General features: G+C 61.3%; 23 protein-coding genes and 1 tRNA gene. 9 read left to right on the top strand and 15 right to left on the bottom strand.

The annotated features are described in order from the left end of the window. Positions 1-86: 86 nt before the first annotated feature. From NKH63_RS15795 to NKH63_RS15775, 5 genes are all read right to left on the bottom strand, one after another. Positions 87-1,142, bottom strand: a complete 1,056-nt coding sequence (locus NKH63_RS15795; RefSeq protein WP_352918092.1) for a DNA polymerase III subunit delta' — start codon at positions 1,140-1,142, stop codon at positions 87-89. Further along, positions 1,139-1,813, bottom strand: coding sequence for a dTMP kinase (gene tmk / locus NKH63_RS15790; protein ID WP_352482558.1), 675 nt, complete (start codon positions 1,811-1,813; stop codon positions 1,139-1,141). Before tmk ends, NKH63_RS15795 begins: the two co-directional genes overlap by 4 nt. A gap of 64 nt (positions 1,814-1,877) precedes the next feature. After that, on the bottom strand, positions 1,878-3,008 hold the full coding sequence (locus NKH63_RS15785; RefSeq protein WP_352482678.1) for a D-alanyl-D-alanine carboxypeptidase family protein: 1,131 nt from the start codon (positions 3,006-3,008) through the stop codon (positions 1,878-1,880). 132 nt (positions 3,009-3,140) lie between these two features. Further along, positions 3,141-4,358, bottom strand: a complete 1,218-nt coding sequence (locus NKH63_RS15780; RefSeq protein ID WP_023717591.1) for a septal ring lytic transglycosylase RlpA family protein — start codon at positions 4,356-4,358, stop codon at positions 3,141-3,143. Positions 4,359-4,633: 275 nt separating this feature from the next. Then, entirely contained in the window at positions 4,634-5,380 is a 747-nt protein-coding gene (locus NKH63_RS15775; protein ID WP_352482560.1) for a hypothetical protein, read from the bottom strand. A gap of 447 nt (positions 5,381-5,827) precedes the next feature. On the opposite strand from NKH63_RS15775, the gene NKH63_RS15770 reads away from it, so the two are divergent. The 4 genes from NKH63_RS15770 to rimO all read left to right on the top strand — a co-directional run bounded on the left by NKH63_RS15770 (position 5,828) and on the right by rimO (position 8,728). After that, positions 5,828-5,917 (top strand) — tRNA-Ser (locus NKH63_RS15770). Positions 5,918-6,007: 90 nt separating this feature from the next. After that, positions 6,008-6,415: a DUF930 domain-containing protein gene (locus NKH63_RS15765; RefSeq protein WP_352482561.1), complete on the top strand. Its 408-nt coding sequence runs from the start codon at positions 6,008-6,010 to the stop codon at positions 6,413-6,415. Positions 6,416-6,608: 193 nt separating this feature from the next. After that, complete coding sequence (locus NKH63_RS15760) at positions 6,609-7,268, top strand: TerC family protein (protein ID WP_023717595.1); 660 nt, start codon at positions 6,609-6,611, stop codon at positions 7,266-7,268. A gap of 146 nt (positions 7,269-7,414) precedes the next feature. Beyond that, a complete protein-coding gene (rimO, locus tag NKH63_RS15755; protein ID WP_352482563.1) occupies positions 7,415-8,728 on the top strand; it encodes a 30S ribosomal protein S12 methylthiotransferase RimO in 1,314 nt (437 codons plus the stop codon). Positions 8,729-8,794: 66 nt separating this feature from the next. On the opposite strand, the gene NKH63_RS15750 is transcribed toward rimO, so the two are convergent. The 8 genes from NKH63_RS15750 to NKH63_RS15715 form a co-directional block, all read right to left on the bottom strand. Continuing rightward, positions 8,795-9,862, bottom strand: a complete 1,068-nt coding sequence (locus NKH63_RS15750) for a BMP family ABC transporter substrate-binding protein (protein ID WP_352482565.1) — start codon at positions 9,860-9,862, stop codon at positions 8,795-8,797. A gap of 47 nt (positions 9,863-9,909) precedes the next feature. Then, positions 9,910-10,830 (bottom strand): ABC transporter permease, encoded by a 921-nt coding sequence (locus tag NKH63_RS15745; protein ID WP_352482567.1) that lies wholly within the window; start codon positions 10,828-10,830, stop codon positions 9,910-9,912. Further along, entirely contained in the window at positions 10,830-11,942 is a 1,113-nt protein-coding gene (locus NKH63_RS15740) for an ABC transporter permease (RefSeq protein WP_352482568.1), read from the bottom strand. The genes NKH63_RS15745 and NKH63_RS15740 overlap by 1 nt, the downstream gene beginning before the upstream one ends. Beyond that, complete coding sequence (locus NKH63_RS15735) at positions 11,939-13,504, bottom strand: ABC transporter ATP-binding protein (RefSeq protein ID WP_352482570.1); 1,566 nt, start codon at positions 13,502-13,504, stop codon at positions 11,939-11,941. Before NKH63_RS15735 ends, NKH63_RS15740 begins: the two co-directional genes overlap by 4 nt. A gap of 179 nt (positions 13,505-13,683) precedes the next feature. Further along, positions 13,684-14,661 carry a quinone oxidoreductase family protein gene (locus tag NKH63_RS15730; protein WP_352482572.1) on the bottom strand — a complete coding sequence of 326 codons (978 nt, stop codon included), beginning with the start codon at positions 14,659-14,661 and terminating at the stop codon, positions 13,684-13,686. Between the two features lie 18 nt (positions 14,662-14,679). Continuing rightward, on the bottom strand, positions 14,680-15,495 hold the full coding sequence (pcsA, locus tag NKH63_RS15725) for a phosphatidylcholine synthase (RefSeq protein WP_352482573.1): 816 nt from the start codon (positions 15,493-15,495) through the stop codon (positions 14,680-14,682). Then, the gene (locus NKH63_RS15720) at positions 15,492-16,106 is read right to left on the bottom strand and encodes a DUF1326 domain-containing protein (protein WP_023717603.1); all 615 of its coding nucleotides are present in this window, start codon (positions 16,104-16,106) and stop codon (positions 15,492-15,494) included. The genes pcsA and NKH63_RS15720 overlap by 4 nt, the downstream gene beginning before the upstream one ends. A 13-nt stretch (positions 16,107-16,119) precedes the next feature. Beyond that, positions 16,120-17,058 carry a DUF2182 domain-containing protein gene (locus NKH63_RS15715; protein WP_352918089.1) on the bottom strand — a complete coding sequence of 313 codons (939 nt, stop codon included), beginning with the start codon at positions 17,056-17,058 and terminating at the stop codon, positions 16,120-16,122. Between the two features lie 61 nt (positions 17,059-17,119). Between NKH63_RS15715 and NKH63_RS15710 the strand changes: the two genes are divergently transcribed. After that, the gene (locus tag NKH63_RS15710; RefSeq protein ID WP_352482576.1) at positions 17,120-18,397 is read left to right on the top strand and encodes a UbiH/UbiF family hydroxylase; all 1,278 of its coding nucleotides are present in this window, start codon (positions 17,120-17,122) and stop codon (positions 18,395-18,397) included. 152 nt (positions 18,398-18,549) lie between these two features. Next, on the top strand, positions 18,550-18,873 hold the full coding sequence (hspQ, locus tag NKH63_RS15705) for a heat shock protein HspQ (RefSeq protein WP_352482577.1): 324 nt from the start codon (positions 18,550-18,552) through the stop codon (positions 18,871-18,873). Positions 18,874-19,004: 131 nt separating this feature from the next. Here hspQ and NKH63_RS15700 read toward each other — a convergent pair whose 3' ends face one another. After that, complete coding sequence (locus tag NKH63_RS15700; RefSeq protein WP_023717607.1) at positions 19,005-19,634, bottom strand: invasion associated locus B family protein; 630 nt, start codon at positions 19,632-19,634, stop codon at positions 19,005-19,007. A 230-nt stretch (positions 19,635-19,864) separates the two neighbouring features. Here NKH63_RS15700 and NKH63_RS15695 point away from each other — a divergent pair, with 230 nt between their 5' ends. Continuing rightward, the gene (locus tag NKH63_RS15695; protein WP_352918087.1) at positions 19,865-21,685 is read left to right on the top strand and encodes an extracellular solute-binding protein; all 1,821 of its coding nucleotides are present in this window, start codon (positions 19,865-19,867) and stop codon (positions 21,683-21,685) included. A 23-nt stretch (positions 21,686-21,708) separates the two neighbouring features. Next, positions 21,709-22,386 carry a DsbA family oxidoreductase gene (locus NKH63_RS15690; RefSeq protein WP_352482580.1) on the top strand — a complete coding sequence of 226 codons (678 nt, stop codon included), beginning with the start codon at positions 21,709-21,711 and terminating at the stop codon, positions 22,384-22,386. Positions 22,387-22,392: 6 nt separating this feature from the next. On the opposite strand, the gene NKH63_RS15685 is transcribed toward NKH63_RS15690, so the two are convergent. Next, positions 22,393-22,827: a hypothetical protein gene (locus tag NKH63_RS15685; protein ID WP_352482581.1), complete on the bottom strand. Its 435-nt coding sequence runs from the start codon at positions 22,825-22,827 to the stop codon at positions 22,393-22,395. Positions 22,828-23,469: 642 nt separating this feature from the next. On the opposite strand from NKH63_RS15685, the gene NKH63_RS15680 reads away from it, so the two are divergent. After that, entirely contained in the window at positions 23,470-25,359 is a 1,890-nt protein-coding gene (locus NKH63_RS15680) for an ABC transporter ATP-binding protein/permease (RefSeq protein WP_352482582.1), read from the top strand. Positions 25,360-25,606 lie beyond the last annotated feature (247 nt).

The raw sequence follows: 25,606 nt of genomic DNA, 5'->3' as shown, positions 1-25,606 counted from the left end.
CCATCCGACGCCAATGTGGTGGCTTCGAAGTTCCTGCGATTGATTGGGATCAAAACTCAGGGGCTTCAAAGCCACGCCAGCGGCCGTCACATTCGCATTGCAGAATTCAGGCGGTCGATCATGGTCAGGGCGTGCTGCTTCTTGTCGAGATTGTAGGTCTCGGTTTCAGATATAGCGTTCAAAGCCTCGTGCCAAGTATCCGACAGCGTTTTGGCCCGCGCCAGATCGCCGGCCAGCGCGGCCTGGCTGGCGCCGGCCGACAGAAGATCAAGTGCGCGGCGATTGAATATCTCGAACGGGATCGCCTGGTCGCGGCCGGCGACCGCCTCGGCAAGACGGTAGGCGCCGGCGACATCTGTCTTTTTGGCCATCACCAGGGCGTCGAGGGTGGCGGCGAGTTCCAGCCCGCCATATTGCGTCAGCAGGATCGCATTGCGGGCGCTGCCCCCTGCCCGTTCCGCCAGCGCCGCGCGCGCCGCAGGATCCTCCGGTGGCGGTGGCTCGATGCCCTCCAGAACCGTCATCAAGCTCTCGGCATCGAGCGGCGTCAACCGCACCATCTGGCAGCGCGACCGGATCGTCGGCAGCAGGCTGCCCGGCGCATGGACGATGAGGATGAACAAGGTGCGCGCCGGTGGTTCTTCAAGATTCTTCAGCAAGGCATTGGCAGCATTGGTGTTCATGTCGTCGGCGGGATCGACGATAACCACCCGGTAGCTGCCGTCATGCGAGGTCAGCGACAGAAAGCGGCTGACCTTGCGGATCTCGTCGACGGTGACCACGGTCTTGAAGCTCTTGGTCTTGTCGTTTGCGGGGCGCGTAAGATGCAGCACCGAAGGATGCGCGCCGGTGGCGATCTGACGAAACAGCGACGATGCCGGATCGGGAACGGCAAGGCTTTCCGGCGCCTGCCCGAAGGCCGGGTGCTTCAACAGGTGATGCGCCAGGTGAAAGGCCAGCGTCGCCTTGCCGATGCCGACCGGCCCGGCAAAGATCAGCGCGTGCGGCAGCTTTCCCGAGCGATAGGCGGCGGCAAGCATATCGGCGGCCTGAAGATGTCCGACGAGACGCGGCGTCTCGGATGGCTCCGGCACCCCGTCCAGCGTATCGTGCTGTTCGGGTGCGATGCGTTCGAAAATCATGCCGGCGCCGCCTGTCTGCTTTGCGCCGGCATCATCTTCTCGAGAGCCGCGAAGACGGTGGCGGTAACGACATCCTCCACCGTGTCCGGGTCGGCTGATGCATCGACGACGACGCAGCGTTCGGGTTCAGCCGCGGCGATCGTCAGAAACGCCTCGCGGCGGCGCTGGTGGATGGCCAATGTTTCCTTCTCGAAGCGGTCCGGGCCGTCACTGCTGCCCCGTCGGGCGGTAGCGCGCCTCAGTCCCTCGGCGGGGTCGATGTCGAAGATCAGCGTCATGTCCGGCACCATGCCGTTGATGGCGACCTTCTCCAACGCGTCCATGAATGCCGGGTCGAGGCCTCCGGTGACGCCCTGGTAGACGCGAGAGGAATCCATGAAGCGGTCGCAAAGCACGACCGAGCCGCGCTCGACTGCCGGCCGGATGACCTGTTCGACATGGTCGGAACGCGCGGCGGCGAAAAGCAGCGCTTCCATCTTGGGGCCGAACGGCTCGGCTGCGCCTGAAAGCAGGACATGCCTGACCGCCTCCGCGCCCGGCGAGCCACCCGGCTCACGCGTCACCAGTACATCGTATTTCTTGGCGCGCATCTTCTTTGCCAGCCGCCCGATCTGCGTCGACTTGCCTGCTCCTTCGCCGCCTTCAAAAGTGATGAAAAATCCGCGCGCCAAAGCCTTTGTCCATACTTCGGGGACCGTATAGTCCCGGCGGGAAAAAAGGTCCACCGCGACGGTGCTAACGCAGCCAGCCGACGGCCAGTTCCTTGGCGGCATCGAGCGCGCGTTGCGGCAACGAACCGACACCGATCGACTCGGCGGCAAAAAGCGGCGTCTCCTGGCTCAGCGTATCGCCGATCCAGACGCGCAGCGTACCCACCGGCTGCCCCTCCTCCACCGGCGCTGCCACCGGTCCGTCATAGACAATCCTGGCGGTGAGCTTGTCGCGGTTGGCGATCGGTAGGAAGATCTCCACGGGTCCATTAGCCTTTAACGCGACGCCGGATTTGGAGCCGCCAAAGACCTGGGCTTCGCCAACCACTTCGTCCTTGGCGAATATCTCCGTCTTCTCGAACGAGCGAACGCCCCAGTCGAGCAGCTTTCGCGCTTCCTCGGCGCGCTCGCGGTCGTTTGCCAGTCCGCTCATTGCCGCAATCATCCTTGTTCCATTGTGGCTGACCGAGCCGACTATGCCGAATCCGGATTGCTCGCTGGCGCCGACTGCAAGGCCGTCGGCGCCTATATCCATGGCCAGCAACGGGTTGCGGTTCCTCTGGGAAATCTTGTTCCAGCTAAAATCCTTCTGGCCATAATAGCGGTAGAGATCCGGGTAGTTGCGCCAGATATGCAGGGCCAGAAGCGCAAGCTCGCGAACGCTCGTTTGCTGCCCGTCGGCCGGCAGACCGGTGGAATTGACGAAGGTCGATTTCTGCAAGCCGATCTGGCGGGCGCGCTCGGTCATCTGCGCCGCGAAATTCGCTTCGGACCCGGCCATTCCTTCAGCGATGACGATACAGCCGTCATTGGCCGCCTGCACGGTCACGCCCTGGATCAGTTCCTCCAGCCGGATCGTCGACTTGAGTTTCGCGAACATGGTCGATGTCCCCGAAGGAGCGCCGCCCTTGCGCCAGGCGTTCTCGCTGACCACGAAAGTGTCGTCGAGCGTCATGCGCCCTGATTTGATGGCGTCGAAGACCACTTCCATCGTCATCAGCTTGGCCAGCGAGGCCGGCGGGATCAACCTGTCCGCATCCTTGGAAAACAGCACGGTGCCGGTTTCGGCGTCGATCATGAAGGCCTGCGCGGCCTTGGTCTCGAAAAGCTGTGCTGAGACCGGCACAAGCGAGAGCAGCAGCAGGCCGAGCGTCATGAGCCCGGTGGAAGGACGGAAAAATTTCATCGGGTTCGACCAGTCAGCCGGCGCTCTTTTGCAAGTTGGCCGAAGCTAGCAGGCTTTTCCACGGCGGATCAATCGCGCACGAGAAAGCCAGGCGACCCGCCATCAGTTGCGTACGGCAAGCGCATCCGGCGCACCATGCGACCACGCGGCCTGCAGCATCTCGTCCAGGCTGCCATGGCCGTCGGCATAGAGGTTGACCGAGTACCAGCCTTTGCCGTCGAGTTCGGAGCGCTGGATCTCGGTCTTGCCGAAGCTGGAAAGTTTGGCCGCCACCCGCTCGGCTTCGGCGGCATCCTCGAACGAACCCGCCGCGACATAGTCCGTGGGCGACCCGGCTGGAGGAGCTTGCCGTTTCCAGGATTGAAGAATCTCGGCGGGCGACATGCCGACGCCATCCAGCGCGGCGAAGGCGTTGGAGGCGCGCTGCACGCGCTCATTGGCATAGGACAGCGACGCCACAGTGAATGGCGATTGCGCCGGCAGGTTGATTTCCGGACGCTCCGGCACGATCGGTCCAAATTCGGGCAGCGTCACATCGCCGGAGGCCGGTGCCTGCGTCGCAACGACAGCTTCCGATGCCTGCCCGGAATTCGTCAGCTGACCGGGAAACGGCACCACCGCGGCGCTTACCGGCAGGCTCGGCGACGGCCCATTCATGGCGACCATGACACCGCTGGGCAGACCGTCCGATGGATCCGGTGCCCTGTTGCCGGGATGGTACGAGGCCATCAGATATTGACCGTCATTGCCTTCGAGCGGCGCACGGCCGACATATTCGACCTTCACCTCGGCCGTACCGATATTGGCATAATCGAGCATTTCAGCAGCGCGCTTAGACACATCGATGATGCGTCCATCATGATAGGGTCCGCGATCGTTGACGCGCACGATCACCGAGCTGCCGGTCTTCATGTTGGTGACACGCGCATAGCTCGGCAGCGGCATGGTCGGATGCGCCGCCGTCAGATCTGCCATGTCGTAGACTTCGCCGTTGGCGGTCAACCGGCCGTGGAAGGCCTCACCATACCAGGATGCGAGGCCAACCTTGGCGTAACGCTTGTCTTCCTTTGGATAGTACCACTTGCCGCGCACCTGATAGGGTCTGCCGAGCTGATCGCGTCCGCGAGACGTCTTGAACATCACGCGCGGGCTGGCTTTCACACCGTATTCGGCTTCGGAAAAATATTCCTTGGAGCGTGGTTTCTTGTTGACCATCGCCTTTTGCTGCGGCCCGGCACATGCCGCAAGAAAGGCTGCCGACAAGGCAAACAGCGCGAAAGCGGAAGCGCGACGAAGACGCGGGCGCGCCGTAGTCTGCATTTTCGATTGTCCCCTACAGTCTCGACGAAGGCACCGCAGCTTTAACGTTGGCGGTGCCAAAGCACCCACTCCAGAAACGCCGGCGACTCCCAACCCCAATCCTTTTGTGCGCAGGAATTGTTTATCACCGTATTAACCGATTGTGGTCGGAACCGGGCGAGATTGTGGCACGACCGTCTCGCCGATCGGCATGAAAATCATCGCGTATCGATCACCAGCGCCATTCGTGCCCGCACGCTTTGCTGCCCGGCGTTGGCATGTCTCCGAGCGCAGATTCAGGGACCGAATATCACAAGCTCGGTGAACGTCAGATCTCCAAGTGCGGGTGGTCTGGGGCCCTTGAAGTATTTCAGCCCCTTGTTGGCGCGGTACCACCCCAACAAACCTGGAATCGGCTCCTTGGCGTCGACAAAGCACACCAGGATTCCCCTTCGCAAGAGAAAGCGCCCCACGGCACCGGCGCACCGGCTTAAATCCGCGAGCGAGCGGCAATAGATGATCTGATGGCATCGGATAAGACCGTGCAACATTCGGCGCGGCATCAACACCAAGGGAAACGCTGCTCCGTCGCAAATGCAGATAAACGACAGGCAGCCCAGCGTGGAGTGTTCAGAGAGTATGTATCTCTCACTCTCGGACAGCATCGCCAATTCCGGAAGATCGGGACGCGCTTCGAGCACGCGACATGACCGCTGCGCCGAACTTAAAGCCGGCACGAAGGTAAATTGTCCGCTGGAGAAGAGCCGAAAGCCGAGCGCCCGGTTGGCTTTCAATGTCGCTTGTGCCGGCGAAATGTTCGTGTAGGTCACATCCCTTCGCTTGAGAACCGCCGCAACCAACATGGCGCCGTAGGGACGGAATTCTGCGTCGACTGACCAGCTTGAAAGATTGCAGCGGATTTCGTCGCCCTCCGACCCCTGGTAGCGAGCATAAAGGGTGAGCACAACGCCGACGATCCGACCGGCATGCTCCAAAACAAAGCCATATTGTGGGAACTCGGCAACTGCGGGCCGCTGCGACAAACGGGTCAGAGCCTGTATCCAGTAACTCCGGTTACGCGCCGGAAAGCCCCTGCACAGACAGTCGACCACTCCCTCCCAGTCGGTTTCTCGAATTGGTCTACAGCGAAGACCGGGCGGGAGAGCGCCAAGTACGGCCAAAATCAACTCCGGAATACGATTTACTTACATGTGTTTAATGCGCCCAACATATCGGCGCACAACGATTAATAGTCTGTACGGGTTTTAAAAACGATTTTCCACACTCAGCACAAAACACAGGTCGCCATGCCGGGCTGCTCACCGTCCTGAATCGCGCCCAAAGGTGCGGTCGCCATGGTTGACTTGGTGTTGAATGCGGCTTTACAGGAATGAAGCGCGAACCGGTCGGGGAACGTCCTGGTGCCAATCCGGTACCGACTGCTCGAACCCGCCCTCTCGCGATATCCTAAGTGATTGAAAAATCACCTTGGAGGGATGGCCGAGCGGTTTAAGGCACCGGTCTTGAAAACCGGCGTGGGTGCAAGCCCACCGTGGGTTCGAATCCCACTCCCTCCGCCATTTGAAGCCTTGTCCCGAAAGCAATCTCCTGGGCTTGCGTCGAGATGACCGGGAAGTGACCCCCGATCGGGTTGATTTCTCCGTCCGAATATGATGCTTCTCCCGCCTATGAATAAACTATTTTCTGCGGTTTTCGCATGGACGATAGTGGCTTGGCCGGCCACCGCGATGGACAGCGCATTGCGCGCCGGCCTGCTTAAACTCGACCCGCAAACCCGGCTGGAGCAGCGATGCGACGCCGAAATTCTCGACCGGATTACCCGCGACGACCACAAATACAGAGCCGATCGCGTCGTCGCTTACGCCTTTGCGACGCCCGAAATGGGCGCCGATGCGATCAGGAGCCCGGGCGCTGCGTTTCGCAGCAAGGGACAATGGTACCGGCTGAAATTTAAATGCGAGACAGCGCCGGACCATATGGAGGTCCTGCAGCTCCGCTACCGGATTGGCGACGAAATTCCCGAAAGCGACTGGCCCAAATACAATCTCTACAACTAGGCATTCGCGACCTCTGGCCGCATTTTCGCCGGTGTTTCGGGCCGATCGTCGCAAACTCTGTATGTTGCCGCCGTGACGAGCGGTTTGCCGACCTTGTTCCAACCAGTCCCTTGACGCGCGGGAACCATACACGTTAGGGCCTCCAGGCATTCGACGCGAACGGCCGGCCAACCAGCAAGGGAACTCCCAGTCGATGGAAATTTTCACCGCCGCGGGCTTCTCTGCCCTGCTCCAGGTCATCGCCATCGATCTCGTGCTTGCAGGCGATAACGCCATTGTCATCGGCCTTGCCGCTGCCGGCCTGCCGGTCGAGCAGCGCAAGAGAGCGATCCTTATCGGCGTGGTGGCGGCGACGGTGCTGCGCATCGGTTTTGCAGCTATCACTGTCACTCTGCTCCAGATTGTCGGCCTGCTGCTGGCCGGCGGCATCCTGCTGCTGTGGGTGTGCTGGAAGATGTATCGCGAACTGCGCACCTCCCATGCCGACGAAGTGGAGGCGACCGAGGCGTTGTCCAATTCCGATATCAACAGCGATAATATGGTGGCCGGGAAGGCGCGTAAGAAGACCCTGGGTCAGGCTGCATTGCAGATCGTCATCGCCGACGTCTCTATGTCGCTCGACAACGTGCTGGCAGTCGCCGGCGCAGCGCGCGATCACTTCCAGGTGCTGGTGATCGGCCTGGTCCTGTCGATCGCGCTGATGGGCCTTGCCGCGAGCTTCATCGCCAAGCTGCTGCACCGCCATCGCTGGATCGCCTATATCGGCCTTTTGATCATCTTCTATGTCGCACTCGATATGATCTATCGAGGCGCGGTGGAAGTCTTGCCGCATGTCAGCAGTGCGGTGAGCTGACGCATCGACTCGAATTCGCATCGGCCGGCACTTCGACTTCGGCCAGCCTTCGGGGGCGCTTGCGTTTCGCTGCAGCCGCTGCCCATACCAATGCGGCAACAACTGTGGTACTGCGCCGCCAATCCTGAAAATCCGGAAAAGCTTTGATGTCCGCCCCTCGTGTCAGCTTCGTCAGTCTTGGATGCCCGAAAGCCCTTGTGGATTCGGAACGCATCATCACGCGCCTGCGCGCCGAAGGCTACGAGATCGCCCGCAAGCACGACGGCGCCGACCTGGTCGTCGTCAACACCTGTGGCTTCCTCGATTCGGCCCGCGACGAATCGCTCAACGCCATCGGCTCGGCACTTTCGGAGAATGGCAAGGTCATCGTCACCGGCTGCCTCGGCGCCGAACCGGACGTCATCCGTGAAAGACATCCCAACGTCCTCGCCATCACCGGCCCGCAAGCTTATGAAAGCGTGATGGCGGCAGTGCATGAGGCCGCTCCCCCGAGCCACGATCCCTATATCGACCTTTTGCCGCCGCAGGGCGTCAAGCTCACGCCGCGCCACTATGCCTATCTCAAGATTTCGGAAGGCTGCAACAACCGCTGCACCTTCTGCATCATCCCGGCGCTGCGCGGCGATCTCGTATCGCGGCCGGCCGCCGACGTGTTGCGCGAAGCCGAGAAGCTGGCCAAGGCCGGGGTCAAGGAGATCCTCGTCATCTCGCAGGACACCAGCGCCTACGGCATCGACATCAAATACCAGACCAGCATGTTCGGCGATCGCGAAGTGCGGGCGAAATTCCTCGATCTGTCGGAAGAGCTGGGTAAGCTCGGTGTCTGGGTGCGCATGCACTATGTCTATCCCTATCCGCATGTCGCCGACGTCATCCCGCTGATGGCCGAAGGCACTATCCTTCCCTATCTCGACATCCCGTTCCAGCACGCCTCGCCGCAGGTGCTGAAGAACATGCGCCGGCCCGCCCATGGCGAAAAGACGCTCGAGCGCATTCGCGGCTGGCGCGAGGTTTGTCCGGATCTCGCCATCCGCTCCACCTTCATCGTCGGTTTCCCCGGCGAGACGGACGACGATTTCGAGATGCTGCTCGACTGGCTGGACGAGGCCAGGATCGATCGTGCCGGCTGCTTCAAATACGAGCCGGTCAGAGGCGCCCGTGCCAACGAGCTCGGCCTCGAGCAAGTGCCGCAGGAGGTCAAGGAAGCCCGCTGGCACCGCTTCATGCAGCGCCAGCAGAAGATCTCGGCAACGCAACTCACCAAGAAAATCGGCAAGCGCCTGCCGGTCCTGATCGACGAAGCACATGGCAATTCGGCCAAGGGCCGGACCAAATACGATGCGCCCGAAATCGACGGTTCGGTCCATATCCAGTCGCGGCGGCCGTTGCGCGCCGGCGACATCGTCACCGTCAAGATCGATCGTGCCGACGCTTACGACCTCTACGGCTCGGCGGTCTGATATCATTCAATCCAAAACAAAAAGGGCGCCGCGTGGCGCCCTTTCGTTCGATGTGTTTCCGGTTGCTTACTGTGGCAGCTTGTCGTCGACGCCCTTCACGTAGAAATTCATCCCAAGCAGCGTGCCGTCGTCAGCGACCTCGCCGTCCTTCAGCCATGGTGTGCCGTCCTGCTTGGCGATCGGCCCGGTGAAGGGATTCCAGCCGTCGGCTATCTTCTTGGTGGTGGCCTCGGCCATCGCCTTGACGTCGTCGGGCATATTGGTGAACGGCGCCAGCTTGACGGCGCCGTCCTTGATGCCGAGCCAGACATTGTCGGGCTTCCAGGTGCCGTCGAGCGCCGCCTGGACCCGGCTGATGTAGTACGGGCCCCACTCGTCGGTCAGCGAGGTCAGCTGCGCGTGCGGCGCGAACTTGATCATGTCGGAGGACTGGCCGAAGCCGTGCAGCTTGCGCTCCTCCGCCACCTGCAAAGCAGCGGTCGAGTCGGTGTGCTGGACGATGATGTCGGCGCCTTGGTCGAACAATGCCTTGGCTGCGTCGGCTTCCTTGCCCGGATCGAACCAGGAGTTCACCCAGACGATCTTCGCCTTGAAGTTCGGGTTGATCGACTGCGCGCCGAGCATGAAGGAATTTATGCCCATCACCACTTCCGGGATCGGGAAGGAAACGATGTAGCCGGCGACGCCCGACTTCGATTGCTTGGCGGCGATCTGGCCAAGCACGTAGCGGCCTTCATAGAAACGCGCATTGTAGATGCCGAGATTTTCGGCCGTCTTGTAGCCGGTGGCGTGCTCGAACATCACCTTGGGGAATTTCTTGGCGATCTTCACTTCCGGGTCCATGAAACCGAAGGACGTGCCGAAAATGATCTTGCAACCTTCGCGTGCCAGGCGTTCGAAGGCGCGATCGGCGTCGGGGCCTTCGGAGACGTTCTCGAGATAGGCGGTCTCGACCTTGTCGCCGAGTGCCTTTTCCACCTCGAGGCGGCCTTGGTCGTGCTGGTAGGAGTAACCGAAATCGCCTATCGGGCCGGTATAGACCCAGCAGGCCTTCAACTTGTCCGCCGCCTCGGCTGACGCCGCCAGTGACAATGCGGCCGTCGTCGCCATCAGGGCAATAAGCAGTTTTTTCATTGTGTTACCTCTCTGAGTTAAGCCTTGGAGCTTCCGTCTTTTTGTTGTCAACGATCCGGAACGAAGGGCTGGCCCAGGGAAGCCGGCGTGTTCATCATCGTCAGACGCTTGTTACGCGAGATTAGAACGAGAACCACGACGGTTGCCAGATAGGGCAGCGAAGAAAGCAGTTGCGAGGGGACCGGAATGCCAAATGCCTGTGCATGAAGCTGGCCGATCCAGACCGCGCCGAAAATATAGGCGCCGGCTAACACCCGCCATGGCCGCCAGGAGGCGAAGACGACCAGAGCCAGCGCGATCCACCCGCGGCCGGCGGTCATGTTCTCCACCCATTGCGGTGTATAGACCAGCGACAGGTGGCCGCCGGCAAGGCCTGCACAAGCGCCGCCGAAAATCACCGAAAGATAGCGGTAACGGATGACGTGGATGCCAAGCGCATGGGCGGATGCATGGCTGTCGCCGATCGAACGCAGAGTGAGCCCGGTGCGGGTCTTGAACAGGAACCACATGACGGCGGCGGTCAGCGCGATCGAGATGTAGAAGATCGGATCCTGACCGAACAGCAGCCTGCCGACGATGGGGATTGCGGTCAGGCCGGGAATATCGAGGTTGGGCAATCTCTCACCGGGCTGGCCGACAAAATTCGTCCCCATCATGCCGGAAAGGCCGAGGCCAAGCAGCGTCAGCGACAGGCCGGTGGCCACCTGATTGGTGGCCAGCGACAGGGTCATGAGGGCGAACAGAAGCGAGAACACTGCCCCCATGGCAATTGCCGCCAACAGCCCTATCCACGGCGAGCCGGTCAGATAGCCGGCGCCGAAGCCGCCGACCGCACCCATGATCATCATTCCTTCGACGCCGAGATTGAGCACGCCGGAACGTTCGACCACCAGTTCGCCGATCGCCGCTATCAGCAGCGGCGTCGCCGCCGTCGCGATGGTCAAGAGGATGTTGACGGTGATGTCCATCAGCGGGCTTCCTCCAGCTTCGGTGCTGCCTCGAGTTTCGGCGCGGAAAGGCCGGTCAGGCGGATGCGATAGTGAATGAGCGTGTCGCAGCCGAGCACGAAGAACAAAAGCATCCCCTGGAACACGCGCGCCACCTTGTCGGAGATGCCGAGCGCGCTTTGCACCGCCTCGCCGCCGAGATAGGTCAGCGCCAGCACAAGGCCGGCGGCAACGATGCCCAGCGGATTGAGCCGGCCGAGGAATGCCACGATGATGGCGGTAAATCCGTAGCCGGGCGAGATCACCGGCTGCAGCTGGCCGATGGCGCCAGAGACCTCCGAAATGCCGGCAAGTCCGGCCAGCGCGCCCGACAGCAGAAAGGCAAAGAAAACCATGCGGCTCAGGCCGAAACCGGCGAAGCGCCCTGCCCTCGGGCTCGAGCCGAGCACGCGGACCTCAAAGCCTTTCAGCATCCGGCTCATCAGGATCCAGATCAGTACTGCCGCGATCAGCGCGAAGACAAATCCCCAGTTCGCCCTGCCGGATTCCGGGAGGAGTTCCGGAAGGATAGCCGAGTCGTTGAACTGGATGGTCTGCGGGAAACCATGACCCTGCGGATCGCGCCACGGCCCGCGCACCAGCCAATCGAGGAAGAGCTGGGCGACATAGACCAGCATCAGGCTGGTCAGGATCTCGTTGGTGTTGAAGCGCGTCTTCAGCAGTGCCGGGATTGCGGCATAGGCGGCCCCACCGATCATGCCAAAAAGAAGCATCAACGGCAGCACCAATGGGCCTTCGAACTGCGGAAACAGCACGGGAATGATCGAGCCGACAATGCCGCCCAGGATGAACTGGCCTTCGGCGCCGATGTTCCAGATGTTTGCCTTGTAGCAGACCGACAGCCCGATCGCGATCAGGATCAGGGGGGCGGCCTTGATCGCCAGTTCATGCAACTGCCAGACTTGGCTGATCGGTTCAATGAAGTAGATGCGGAACGCCGTCAACGGGTTGACGCCGAGCAGCGCGAACATGATAGCACCAGCAATGATCGTCAAAACGAAAGCGATGAACGGCGAGAGTGCCGAAAACAGCATCGAGCGCTGCGGGCGTTTTACAAGTTCGAGGCGCATCAAGCCGTCTCCAACGTATGTTCGGCATGCCCGGGTTCTGAGCCGCCCATCAGCAGCCCGATCTTCTCGAATGTCGCTTCAGCTATCGGCAGCGGCCTCGACAGTTCGCCATTGTGCATGACCGTGATCGCATCGGAAATCTCGAACAGCTCGTCGAGGTCCTGGCTGATCACCAGCACCGCCGAGCCGCTGCGCGCTAGCTCGATCAGCGCCTGGCGGATGCGGGCCGCCGCACCCGCGTCGACCCCCCAGGTCGGCTGATTGACCACCAGGACGCTTGGCCGGCGGTCGAGTTCGCGGCCGACGATGAATTTCTGCAGATTGCCGCCCGAAAGAGCCGCAGCCTCCGGATCCGGCGCGCTCTTGCGCACGTCCATCGCCTTTATGATGCGCTGGGCAGCGGAATAGATTGCATCGCTCTTGACCGTTCCACCGGCGCCGACAAACATCTTGCCATCGGTGGCGTGGCGCGACAGAAGCAGGTTCTCCGAAAGCTTCATGCGCGGTGCTGCGCCATGGCCGAGCCGCTCTTCCGGGACGAAGGCAGCGCCCATCAGGCGCCTGCCGGTGATGGTGAGGCCTCCGGCATCCTTGCCACGGATGCGGACCGAGCCGGCATCCTGCTGCAGCACCTCGCCGGAAACGGATTCGAAGAATTCGCCCTGGCCGTTGCCGGCCACACCGGCAATGCCGATCACCTCGCCGGCGCGGACCTCGAGATTGATGTTCCTGAGCGGGATCGAGAACGGGGTCGCCGGCTTGCGGGTGAGTTCGCGGATTTGAAGCAGCACCGGCGCGGTCTCGATATCTTCGGCCGGCGCCCGCACCACAGCCTGAACCTCGTTGCCCACCATCATCCGCGCCAACGAAGACGCGGTTTCCTGGCGCGGATTGCAATGGCCGACCACCTTGCCGTGACGCAGCACGGTGGCGCGGTCGCAAATGCGTTTGACCTCTTCCAGCCGGTGCGAAATGTAGAGGATGGATTTTCCTTCCGAACGCAGCCGCTCGAGCGTCTCGAACAGCTTATCGGCTTCCTGCGGCGTCAGCACCGAAGTCGGCTCGTCCAGGATGATGAGTTGCGGCGTCTGCAGCAGGCAGCGGATGATTTCGATACGCTGACGCTCGCCGACCGACAGATCACCGACCAGCGATAGCGGATCGAGAGGCAGGCCATAACTGTAGGAGAGCGCCCTCGCCTTGGCCGCGATCGTGCTGATCGGCGAGCCGTCATCCAGCGACAGCGCGATGTTCTCCGCTGCCGTCAGCGCTTCAAACAGCGAAAAATGCTGGAAAACCATGCCGATGCCGAGCTTTTTTGCGGCGCCGGGGCTGGTGATCCTGACCGCCTGGCCATTCCAGAAAATCTCACCTGAATTCGGTTCCAGCGATCCGAACAGCATTTTCACCAGCGTCGACTTGCCGGCGCCGTTCTCGCCAAGCAACGCGTGGATCTCGCCCTTGGCGATGTTGAGATCGACATGGTCGCACGCCGTCAGCGTGCCGAATATCTTGGTGAGGCCGCGAACCTCCAGCAGGTTTGCGCCGTCTTGATCTGCACTCACAGTGCCTCCATCTGGTTTGCCAGATATGTTCTGTGTTCCCGCAAACATCGTATGCGCGCCCTGCTCTCGACGGTAAGCGCCTCACGACTTGAAAGAGCTTCAAGAATTTCAGCGGAAACTCAAGCGGTAAAGCGCAGTTCGCAAGAACCGCGGCGTCGGCGGGCCGAAACTGCGGGCGCTCAGGGGATAAGTATCGTTGTCCCGGTCGTCCTGCGCCCTTCGAGATCGGAATGCGCCTTGCCGGCATCGCTGAGCGCGTAACGCTGATTGATCTTGATCTTGACGGCACCGCTGAGCACGACATCGAACAAGGCGCCGGCGGAAGCCTCGAGGTCCTCGCGCTTGGCATTATAGACGAACAGCGTCGGCCGCGTTGCGAACAACGAGCCCTTCTGCGCCAGCAATGAGATGCTGAAGGGCGGGATCGGCCCAGACGATTGACCGAAGCTGACGAACGTGCCGAGCGGCCGCAGGCAATCGAGCGAGGCCGGGAACGTATCGTTGCCGACCGAATCGTAGACAACGTCGCATTTCTTGCCACCGGTGATGGCGGCAACACCGGCGACGAAATCCTGCTCGCGATAGTTGATCACGTGGTCGAAGCCGTGCGCCTTGGCGAGCTCGATCTTGTCGGTCGAACTTGCGGTGCCGATCACCGTCGCGCCGAGATGCTTGGCCCATTGGCCGAGGATCAGCCCGACACCGCCGGCCGCCGCGTGAAACAGGATCGTATCGCCCGCCTTCACTTTGAACGTACGGCGCAACAGGTACTCGGCGGTCATGCCCTTCAGCATCATAGCCGCAGCCTGTTCGTCGCTGATGCCGTCAGGCACCTTCACCACGCGGTCGGCGGCGATCACGCGCTGCCCGGCATAGGCGCCGGTGGTCACCGCATAGGCGACGCGATCCCCGGGCGTCAGCCAGTCGACATCTGTGCCGACCTCCAAAACCACGCCGGCCGCCTCACCGCCGGGGATCAGCGGAAATCCGCCCTGCGGCGGATAAAGGCCCGAGCGGTAATAGACGTCGATGAAATTGAGACCGATCGCGGTGTGCCTGACCAGAATCTGCCCCGAGCCCGGCCGCCCGGGATCGGTATCCTCATAGGTCAGGACCTCCGGACCGCCATTGGCGTGGATGCGGATCGCTTTGGACATTTTCCGGCTCTCTTGGGATCAGGCTTTCTTGTCCGGCTTGGCGCCGAGATTTGGAAAGAACTGCATGATAGCGCCGATGCAAGCGAGGTAAAGCCCGGTGACCGTAATTCCGATCTTGATGAAATCGCTGACCTGCTCGCCCAGCACGCCGATCTGGTCATAGAAGGAGGCAAGCGCGGCCTGCGCCAGCGCCAGCGCGCCGAAAGCACACCAAAGCAGCGTCATGCCGAGATTGACTGGCCGCAGCCGCTTCACCCGCACCGGATGGATGAAATGGATCGGCACGAAGGTGAGAATGCCGGCCACCACGACCACGGCGAAGGAAACCGATTGTCCGGGTTCGATGACGAACAGCGTGAACACCACCATGTTCCAGACGACTGGAAAGCCCTTGAAGAAATTCTCCTTCGTCTTCATGCCGGTATCGGCATAGTAGATTGCGCTCGACACCACGATGATCGCCGCCGACAGGAACGACAGGCGCTCGCCCATGAAGCCGCGCTGATAGAGCGCGAAGGCCGGAATCAGCACGTAGGTCACGTAGTCGATGATGTTGTCGAGGAGTTCGCCCGACCATGTCGGTAGGATTTCCTTGACGTCGAGCTTCCTGGCGATCGGCCCGTCGATGCCGTCGACGAACAGCGCCAGCCCTAGCCACCAGAACATCGCCGTCCAGCGCTGCTCGCTTGCTGCGACCAGCGACAGAAACGCCAGGAATGAGCCCGACGCGGTCAAGAGATGGACCGAGAACGCCCGCGCCTGCGGCCATGTGACTTTCTTCTTCGGCCGCGGAATCCGGTCGGCGATTTTCCTGGCCGTCGTCTTCTTGCTCACGGTCCCCGCCAGTCCAGCTTGCAGATTTCGGCCGAGCGGCCGGCAAAGTTCCAGTTGCGGCCAAAGGCCCGCATTTTGCTCCTGTCGGATTTGGCGACGATGATCTCCGGCGCGATCCAGTATTCCGAATTGGTGATGACCGTATCCTTGTCGCGATCCTTGCCGGTGATCGGCGTCACCGCGCCATCGATGATCTTCGGTATCTGAAAGATGCGCGTTTTCTCACGCGTCTCGTAGGTGATCGGCACCTGCTCGGCGCCGAGGAACTGTCCGACCAGGATCGAGAGCAGCGATGTGGTTCCGCCGGCCTTGCCGGTGAATATCTTCGTCAGTGCCTTCACAGCGTAGACCGAGGCGCGCTTGTCGATGAACAGGCCGGCAGTCCAGTTGCCGCGGCTCATATAGCCGGGGATTTCCATGATCAGCCCAAGATTGAGACCAGACAGGTCGACCTCGCCGAAATGGCCGGCATCGATGCGGAATCCGGCCCAGGTCTGGCAATAGCCTTCCGTCGGCGGATGATTGCCGAGCGACAGCACGCAAGGGCAAAAAACCGTGCAATTGCAGGAGAGGACGAGCTCTCCCTTCATTGCCCAGTTTTGGTCTGTCATCGAATTCTCCCCCTCATGTCGAGACTACTAGCAGCGTGGCTGCCCAGACAAGCAGTATCGCGCCGGCCAGCCGCGTCGGCAGATTGCCTGCCGCCTGTTTTTCGACCAGGCTAAACAGGCCGATGAGCGCCATCCAGAACACGTTCATCACGCCGACGGCAAACATTACCAGCATCAGCGCCCAGCAGCATCCAAGGCACCACAGGCCCTGCTCCATGCCGAGCCGGAAAATGCGAATGGGCCTGGCGCTCCAGTTGGCGAACAGGACCGAGAACGGATTTCTGCACTTCTCCAGACAGGCTTCCTTCAGCCAGCTGAACTGATAGAGACCAGCGATCGACAGCGCGGCTGCTCCGGCAATTCCAACCGCCGGATCGAGCATCTGCCCGGGTGACGCGAATGCATCGACTGCTAGCGTCAGGGCTGCGAACATTGCCGAGGCGGCAAGCCAGACGCTTAAATATCCAGCGACGAGGACCAACGGATGGGCGACCGGCTCCCTCTTGATCCTGGCGGTATCTGCGATCTCGCAAAAGGTCCGGATCATCGGCGCCGCGGAGGGCAGCATGGTCGCGATGGCCATCAACAGCCACATCGCGGTGAGTGCCCCGCCTTGCGCGCCTAGGCTTGCGTGAAGCGGCGCCGGCGCAAGGCAAAGGGCGAAGAAACGCGCAAGGAAATCCGGCAGCGGCAGTTGCGGCAGATATCTCAGCATAGTGTCACCGGGTGCATCGGTGCCCGGGAGCCGGCTTACGGCACCACGAACTGCAATTGCGCCGAGAAGGAGCCATGCAAGGGCGATGCCCATGCCAGCAACAACGCTCACCGTCAGTCGAGGGCTGCGCGCAACGCTCGCCATCGCACGGCCGATACCGTCCAGGTGGCTGAAATCGTCTTGTTGGCCGGTCATGGCAACCGAATGGGCCGAATCGCCGCGTTGATCAAGCGACATCACCTGACCTATATGGACCGGCAGGTCGGATAGGCCTCACCTCGCAATCGGGAAGCCGAATTTGGATCATCGGGAAACAGCACGGATACTCGTTGCCGGCAGCGGCCCCGCAGGGCTGATCGCGGCGCTTGGCTTTGCCGAGACCGGCTTTCCGGTGACGCTCGTCGGACCCGAGGCAGCCGGCCCCGATGCCCGGACGACAGCCTTGATGAACCCTGCCCTGAAGATGTTAGAACGGCTCGGGATCCTGGATAGAATCAGGCCGCACGCAGCGCCGCTCAAGGTGATGCGCATCGTCGATGCAACAAGCCGGCTGATCCGCGGCCCGACAGTGACCTTTCGCGCCAGCGAGATCGACGAAGAGCAATTCGGACTGAACGTGCCCAACAGCGTTCTCAACCGCGCGCTAGCCGAGGCTGTCGGCGCGCATGCGGGCATCGAGTGGCGAAAGTCGATGGTGGAGGCATGGCGCCTCGATGCCGACCATGCCCATGCCGTTCTCGCCGACGGCAGCGAGATTGAGGCGTCGTTGGCGGTTGCCGCCGATGGCCGTCAGTCGCCGGCCCGCGAGGCAGCCGGCATCCGGACATCGGTCCGATCCTATCCGCAGGCGGCGCTGGTGCTCAATTTCGGTCACCGCAGCGACCATGCCTTTACTTCGACCGAATTCCACACCGAGACCGGTCCGTTCACACAGGTTCCCCTGCCCGGCAACCGGTCCAGCCTTGTCTGGGTGCTCGAGCCCGATACCGCCAGGGACCTTGCAGCACTTGACGACGCCGAGCTTTCGACGCGGGTCGAACAGCGGATGCAATCGATGCTGGGCCGCGTGTCGGTTGAGCCCGGCCGACAGGTCTACCCCCTTTCAGCGGTGAGCCCGTGGCGGTTTGCGCAGCACCGCGTGGCGCTTGTCGGCGAAGCCGCCCATGTGTTTCCCCCAATCGGCGCGCAAGGCCTTAATCTCGGCATCAGGGACATCGACGACCTGATTGGTACCGCAAGCAGAAATCGCTCGGACCCGGGCGCCGCCAAGGCGCTTGCGACCTATGATTTTAAGCGGCGGCCGGACATCCTGGCGCGCAGCAGCGCGGTCAACCTGCTCAACATGTCGTTGCTTTCCGACATGCTGCCGGCCCAGTTGGCGCGCAGCGCTGGTCTTGGCGTGCTTGAAGGGTTTGCGCCGTTGCGGGCGTTTTTTATGCGCGAGGGTCTGCGACCCGGCAGCGGTTTTGCGGCATTTTTTGGTGGATTGCGAAAACGGCTGAGCGATAGCGATGTGGGCACCGCCCTTGCTCCGCATCTTGCGAACTCAACCCGGCATCACGCGCATCGGGATTGAATTGACGCAGAGTCTGCGCCAAATAACGAACATGTCGACGGCAAGGTCTGGGCCAATCTTTGCCGGACCGATGCGTAAGAGTCTAAAGTCTTGGAGCGTTCCTTGCGTGTTCCAGGATGCGTGGCGTCCAAGAAGTTCAAGTGGTGAGTGCGATGAAGACAGCCAAATTCTCGATCGGACAGGTGGTTCGCCACCGGCTGTTTCCGTTCCGCGGCGTCATTTTCGATGTCGACCCGCAATTCGCCAACACCGACGAATGGTACGAGGCGATCCCCGCTGACGTGCGGCCGCGCAAGGACCAGCCCTTTTATCATCTGCTCGCCGAGAATTCGGAAACGGAATACATCGCCTACGTGTCCGAGCAGAATTTGCTCGAGGACCGGTCGGGCGAACCGGTCCGGCATCCACAGATAGGTGAGATGTTCGAGAAGAGGCCGGACGGGCGCTACGAACCGAAGCACCAATCGAGACATTGATGACTTAGCTAGGACTTGGCCGGCTTGAGACATGGCTGGACCCGACAATCAGCCGGTTCAGCAAAAAAAGCGGGGCATGAACCCCGCTTTTTGTTTGTTCGAAAACCCGTCGATCAGTTGGCGGCAGTCGATCAGTTGGCGGCCTTCGCCTTTTCCTGCTCTTCCTTGAGCTTCTTGGCAAAATCCTGGTTGTTCTTGGCGACGAACTCCTGGAGCTTCTTCTGCCGGTCCTCGATGTCCGACTGCTGCAGCGGCGGGCCGTCGAAGGCGCCGCTGAAGCCGGTCAGCGCAATCTTGATCGGATTCGGCTGGTTCTGGAAATTGATCGAGGTCAGTGTCAGCGCCGATCCCTTCTTGAAGGATGCGACGAGCTGATCGGTCAGCGGCACTTCCGCCACGCAGCGGTCCGGGAAGCAGATCACATAGTCGAGCTTCTGCGCCTTGCCGCCGTCGATCTGGAGGCCGATGCCGGGAGGAACCAGCCGGCCGGTCGGAACCGTCACCTGGAACACCTTGCGGTTCACCTTGCCCTTCAATTCGATCAGGCTGACGCCGGTGATGAGCTGGCCGTTGCCGGCGGTGGTGATGTTCTGGACATTGCAGATGTCGACGTCTTCCTGCTTGGTGCAGGCCTTGAACCAGCCTTGCGGAATCTGCTGTTGCTGCTGCGCGGAAGCAGCGGGAATCCCGGCGCCGAGAATGCCGACCACGCCAGCGGCCATGACCGACAGGCGGTACGCGTTGCTGTTCAGGCTGGTCATGTCGTGCATTCCTCTCAAATGATCCCGGAACCGGCTTTTTCGCGCCGTGTGGTCCAGCTACCTGTTGCCGAAATGAGGCAACAGAATGACTTCGGACGGCGTGTTACACTGCAAGCGATGCCGAATCCAGCCCGAGCCTCGCGAATCTTGGCCGAAGGATTGGCTCAGGGGGTTGGCCGGTGCACGACCGGCTCATGTATGCTGCGCATCGAATCGGGAAGGAGACGGTCATGGGCCGCGTTGTCATTTGGCTGATCGCCACAATGTTGTTTGTCGGCCTTTCCCTGCAACCGGCCCTGTCGGAACCGAAGCACGCGCTTGCCATGCAGGGCGAGCCGGCGCTGCCGGCCGACTCCAAGCATTTCAACTACGTCAACCCCGACGCGCCGAAGGGCGGCAGCATTACCTATATCGTCGTCGGCAGCTTCGACAATCTGAATCCATTCATCCTGAAAAGCCTGCGCACGACGGCGCGCGGCATGATGGATCAAGCCTTTGGCAATCTCGTCTTCGAGCCGTTGATGCAGCGCAACTACGACGAGGCCTTCAGTCTCTACGGCCTGCTAGCCGATACCGCCGACATGGATCCCGAGCGCAAGGGCATCGAATTCCACCTCGATCCCAGGGCCAAATGGTCGGACGGCGAACCGGTGACGCCGGAAGACGTGTTGTTCACCTATGACGTCTTCACCGAGAAGGGCCGGCCACCTTACAGCCAGCGGATGAAAGCGATTGCCAAGCTCGAAAAGACCGGCGACCGCAGCGTGCGCTTCACCTTCAACGACAAGGCCGACCGCGAATTTCCGCTGATCATTGCGCTGACGCCGATCATCCCGAAACACGCTTTCAACAAGGACACATTCGACAGGACCACGCTGAAGCCGGTGGTCGGCAGCGGCCCTTACACGGTGGCGCAAGTCGTGCCCGGCCAGCGCATCGTGTTCAAGCGCAATCCGGACTATTGGGGCAAGGACGTTTCGTCCAAGCGCGGCTTCGACAATTACGACCAGATCACCATCGAATATTTCCTCAACGCCAACGCCAAGCAGGAAGCGTTCAAGAAAGGCATCTGCGCCATCGACGACGACAGCGACCCGGTCAAACGCGAGCGCGATCTCGACTTTCCGGCCTTCCACCGGGGCGAGGTCATCGCCGAAACTTTCGACACCGGCATTCCGCCGGTGGTCAACGGTTTTCTGTTCAACACGCGGCTGCCGAAATTTTCCAATCCGGTCGTGCGGCGTGCGCTCGGCATGCTCTACGATTTCGAATGGGCCAACAAGAATCTATTCGGCGGCAAATACACGCGAACGATGAGCTTTTGGCAGAATTCCGAACTCTCCGCGCTCGGCCACCCGGCCAGCGAAAAGGAAAAGGCCCTGCTGGCCCCCTACCCCGGCCGCGTGCCTGGAGATGTCATGGACGGCACCTACAGGCCGTCTGTCACCGACGGCTCTGGCCAGGACCGCAAGGTGCTGAAGGCCGCATTCGAGCTGCTGAAGAGCGCAGGCTATACGGTGCAGGACGGCGCGATGCTCGATCCCGAGGGAAAGCCGTTCGGTTTCGAGATCCTGACCGCCTCGCAGGACGAAGAGCGACTTGCCGCTATCTATCAGCGCACGCTTGAGAAGCTCGGCATCGATGTCGGTATCCGCAGCCTCGACGGTGATCAGATCCAGTCGCGCAAGCAGCGTTTCGATTTCGAGGTGCTGGTCGGCTCGACCGGTTTCAACAACTCGCTGTCGCCCGGTATCGAGCAAACCGGGCGCTGGGGATCCGCTGCCGCCAAGGCCGAAGGCTCGTTCAACCTCGCCGGCGTCGCCGATCCGGCGGTGGACGCGGCGATCGAGGCGATGTTGAGAGCTCGCTCGAAGGAGGACTATGTCGCCGCCGTCCGCGTCCTCGACCGGCTGTTGATCTCCGGTAACTACATGGTGCCGACGCAGCACAACAACCGGCAATGGCTCGCTTATTGGAACTATCTGGAACATCCGCAAAAGACGCCCATATACGGTTATCAGTTGCCGACCTGGTGGCGCAAACCGAAGTGACCTCTTCAGAACAGGAGATCAAGATGAACGACGAGAACTCGATTACCGTCGATGTGGTCTCCGACGTCGTCTGCCCCTGGTGCTTTATCGGCCAGAAACGGCTCGACAAGGCGATTGCCGCCGTCGATATCGACGTTCACATACGCTGGCGGCCCTTCCAGCTCGACCCGACGATTCCGCCCGAAGGCAAGAACCGCCGCGACTACATGGTGGCGAAATTCGGCAGCGAGCAACGCATCCGCGAAATCCATGCCCGGATCGAGCCGTTGGGCGAGGCTGAAGGGATTTCCTTTGCCTTCGACGCCATCAAGGTCGCGCCCAATACGCTGGATGCGCACCGGCTCATTCGCTGGGCCGGGACGGCCGGCGAGGCCATTCAGAACCGGCTGGTGCGCCGGCTGTTCCAACTGAATTTCGAGGAAGGCGCCAATCTCGGCGATCATGCCGTGCTGATCGAAGCGGCCCGCGAGGCCGGCATGGATGCCTCCGTGGTCGAAACGCTGCTGCCGACCGACGCTGATGTCGAGGCGGTGCGCACCGAAATCGCCACCGCTTCGCGCATGGGCATATCGGGCGTGCCGTGCTTTCTGCTTGAGGGCAAATATGCCGTAATGGGAGCCCAGGACGCCGATACGCTTGCCGATGCGATCCGCCAGGTTGCAGCGGCCAAGGCGCGCGGCGAGCTGGAAACGGCGAACTGAGCCGAACTATTTCACCGTCACCTTGGCCTTGCTGACGAAAAAGCCATGGCCATGCTTGCCGGTGCAGGTCAATCTCTTGGTGGATGACTGGCAGGAAAACGGCCCCTTGCTCCAGCTATTGCCGTAGGCCAGCTTGGTGACGTCGCCGCAGCAGCCTTGCTCGCCCGGATACTTGATCAGCGTCGCCGGGCCTTTCGGCCCGAGGATGATGGTGACGTAGCTGGGCTCGACACGCGAACAGCTCAGCTCCGGTCCGCCATCCTGCGGCTCGTAGGTGCTGGTGCCGCCCTTCGGCGTATAGATGCAGCCGATATTGCCGGACGGAGTGTTGAACTCGACCTGCCCCTCGGCGTTTGCAGGAACGGTCTGGCTGCCGGCATATGTTTGCGGCAGCCAGGCAAATGTTGCGAGCATCGCGGCAAAAAAAGTCCGTGCAAGCATGAAGAACTCCCCCCGGTTCAAACGTGGATGCGCCCCGGCAGGTTCGATCCGTAGCGCATCATTGTCAAACGCAGTTTTGTTCGCGCTCTAAAAAAGCATGGTCTAATGGATGTTGGTCCGCATCCTAGACTGTGCCGGAGAAGTCATTGCTTGGCTGATTACGGGTTCGTGACAAGGCGGCTTCAACCACGAATCATACGGTCACGTTCTGGCCACCGACGAGGTCGGACCTGACCGTAAAGGCGGGCTGAAGATCGGTTCAGCTTGTGAAAATCGACTGCTGGACGGCGCTTCTATGTTCACAAAGCTGTGTGAAGACCTTCCCTAGGGGAAGGTGTCTACCTGCTCTGGGGCGGGCAAGTAACTGTTTGAAATTGCGTTGATATTCCGCCCCTCGAAACGTGACAGCTTAGCGCCGTGAGCATTCATTCTGTTGCTCCACTGCAACGGCCGGCCAGCCAATCCACCTGCGGTTGGAGAAAAGCTAATGGAAAATGATCAATTGGTGTTACTGTCCGTAACAAAAGAAAAACCGTTTGGGCGGGATTAGTGATTCGGGTCGATAGACCAACGCGACATTCAATATCGGAAAAATGGCTCCGCGGTGCCGCAAGGCAGTCGCCCCTGACGCCCGTATCGTCGATGCGCAGCTTCTGGGGACTGATGCGGGCCTACTGGTTCTCAGACCGTTGGGTGGAAGCCTGGACGCTGACACTGGTGATCGCCCTGCTCACCGCGCTCTCCAGCAAGGCAGGCGTATGGTTTGCCGTAGCATCCGGAGAGCTGGTCAACTCGATCGCCTTTTTCCACGATGCCGCAAACACCACGCCGCTTCAGACATTGCTGACCAATGCCGGGATACTTGTCCTCCTGGTCGTGCTCAAAGATGCGGGTTTTACCGGTATCCGCAGCCTGGTATCCGCAACGTTGCATCGCAAATGGCGAGGCTGGCTCGACAGCCAGTTCAACGAAGCCCTGCTTGATTCCAATCACACGCATTTCCACGCTCAGCATGGTTCGTCAGGCGCCGCCGCTCCCGACAATATCGACCAGCGCATCCAGGAATCGATCAAGGATATGACGGGCGGAGCCATCGGCCTCGCCATGGGGGTCCTGGCCGTTGCTACTTCATTGTATTTCGTCGGCCAGCAACTGCTTGCACACTCGGCGGAGGTCAAAGGGTTGGAGTTCCTCGGCAGCTATGGCAGCGCCGTCCTCGCGTTTCTGGCAGTCGCCACCTACGTGCCGTTGAACACCTGGATCGCGGTCAAGCTGGGCAGGCTGCTGGAACGGCTCAATGTCAGAATGCAGCAGGCCGAAGGCAGCTATCGCGGCGAGCTGATCACGTTCCTACGCCGCAGTTTTCATGTCGCCGCATCGCAAGGCGAGAACGTGCAGAAGACGGTGCACAGCCAGCGCTATGTCGACATCGACCGCACCTGGGCGCGGCTGAACATCGTCAACACAGGCTACAATTCGTTCGAGCTGATCTACAATTTCATCGGCGCCCGCATTGTGGCCTACGGGCCTGGGCTAGTGCCGTTCATCCACAACGGGTTCGATCTCAAGGGTTACATAACTGGCTCTGAAATGGTCAATTCACTGATCAGCCAGTGTTCATGGTTCATCCACGTCATGCCTGCGATCGCCGCGGTGCGGGCCAACAGCCAGCGAGTCACCGAACTCGCAAATGCGATCGAAAACGTCCAGCACCCGCAGGAATTCTACGGGCTGACCGGCCGCTCCGATTTTCGTTACGACCGCCAGAACCCGGTGTTCGGCCTGACCATCCAGAAGCTCGAATTGGCGCATCAGGGCGAGGACGCCACCCCGTTCCTGAGCGCTGCAAACTTGCGCTTCCGGCGTGGCGAGTGGACGTTCCTGAAGGGCGAATCCGGATGCGGCAAAACCTCGCTGATCAAGGCGATCAACGGCCTGTGGCCTTATGGCCGCGGCACCATTGTCTTCCCTGAAGGGGTCAGGAGTTTCTACGCCGCCCAGGAGGTGAAGCTGCAGCAGGTCTCGCTGAAGCAGCTTGTCTGCCTGCCCGGTTCCGAGCACGATTACGCCGACCGGCAGGTCGCATCCGCCCTGCACAAGGCCGGCCTCGGCGACTTCATCGAGCATCTGGCCGATGAGAGCCGTGAAGGAAAGATCTGGGATCAGGTTCTTTCGGGTGGGCAGAAACAGAAGCTGATCGTCGCCCGCATCGTGCTGCAGCAGCCCGGACTGCTGTTCCTCGATGAAGCCACCGGCGCGCTCGATCCTGATGGAAAGATCGCCTTCCATCAGGCGATCAAGGACAATTGCCCCGACGCAACCGTGATCTCGATCATGCATGAGGCGACGCCGCCGAGATCGGTCGCGGGAACCGAATTCTACCACAGCGTGGTTGCGATCGCCGACGGCGTCGCGACCAAGAAGCCGCTGGTTCCGAGCTTGCCGGTCGAGCTCACCACCATCCTCACGCAGCCGACGCGGCCGGCCGAGGACAAATGGCTGCGCTTTCCCCGCCGGCTGAAGCAGAGATAGCCGCGGCACCACTGCCGGCATCCAGCCAGCCTGCCACGCAGCCCGATCACAGTCTCGCGATCCAGTCGGTTTGCCGCCGTTTTGACCCGCTCTCGCGATTGACTCGGCAAGGCGCGCTCCTATGTTGCGCCGGCTCGCAGAGATCCCAACCCGAACCCGCGAGCAGAAAGGTCACCGCGCCATGCCTGGCGACAGTCACAGTCGAACGCAACCGCCGTCCGCTTGACGTGACCTGACCGGCTCACGT

Origin of the sequence: Mesorhizobium sp. M0960, from assembly GCF_040319055.1 — a bacterium.
Lineage (GTDB): Bacteria > Pseudomonadota > Alphaproteobacteria > Rhizobiales > Rhizobiaceae > Mesorhizobium.
This window is presented reverse-complemented; position numbering and strand designations above follow the sequence as displayed.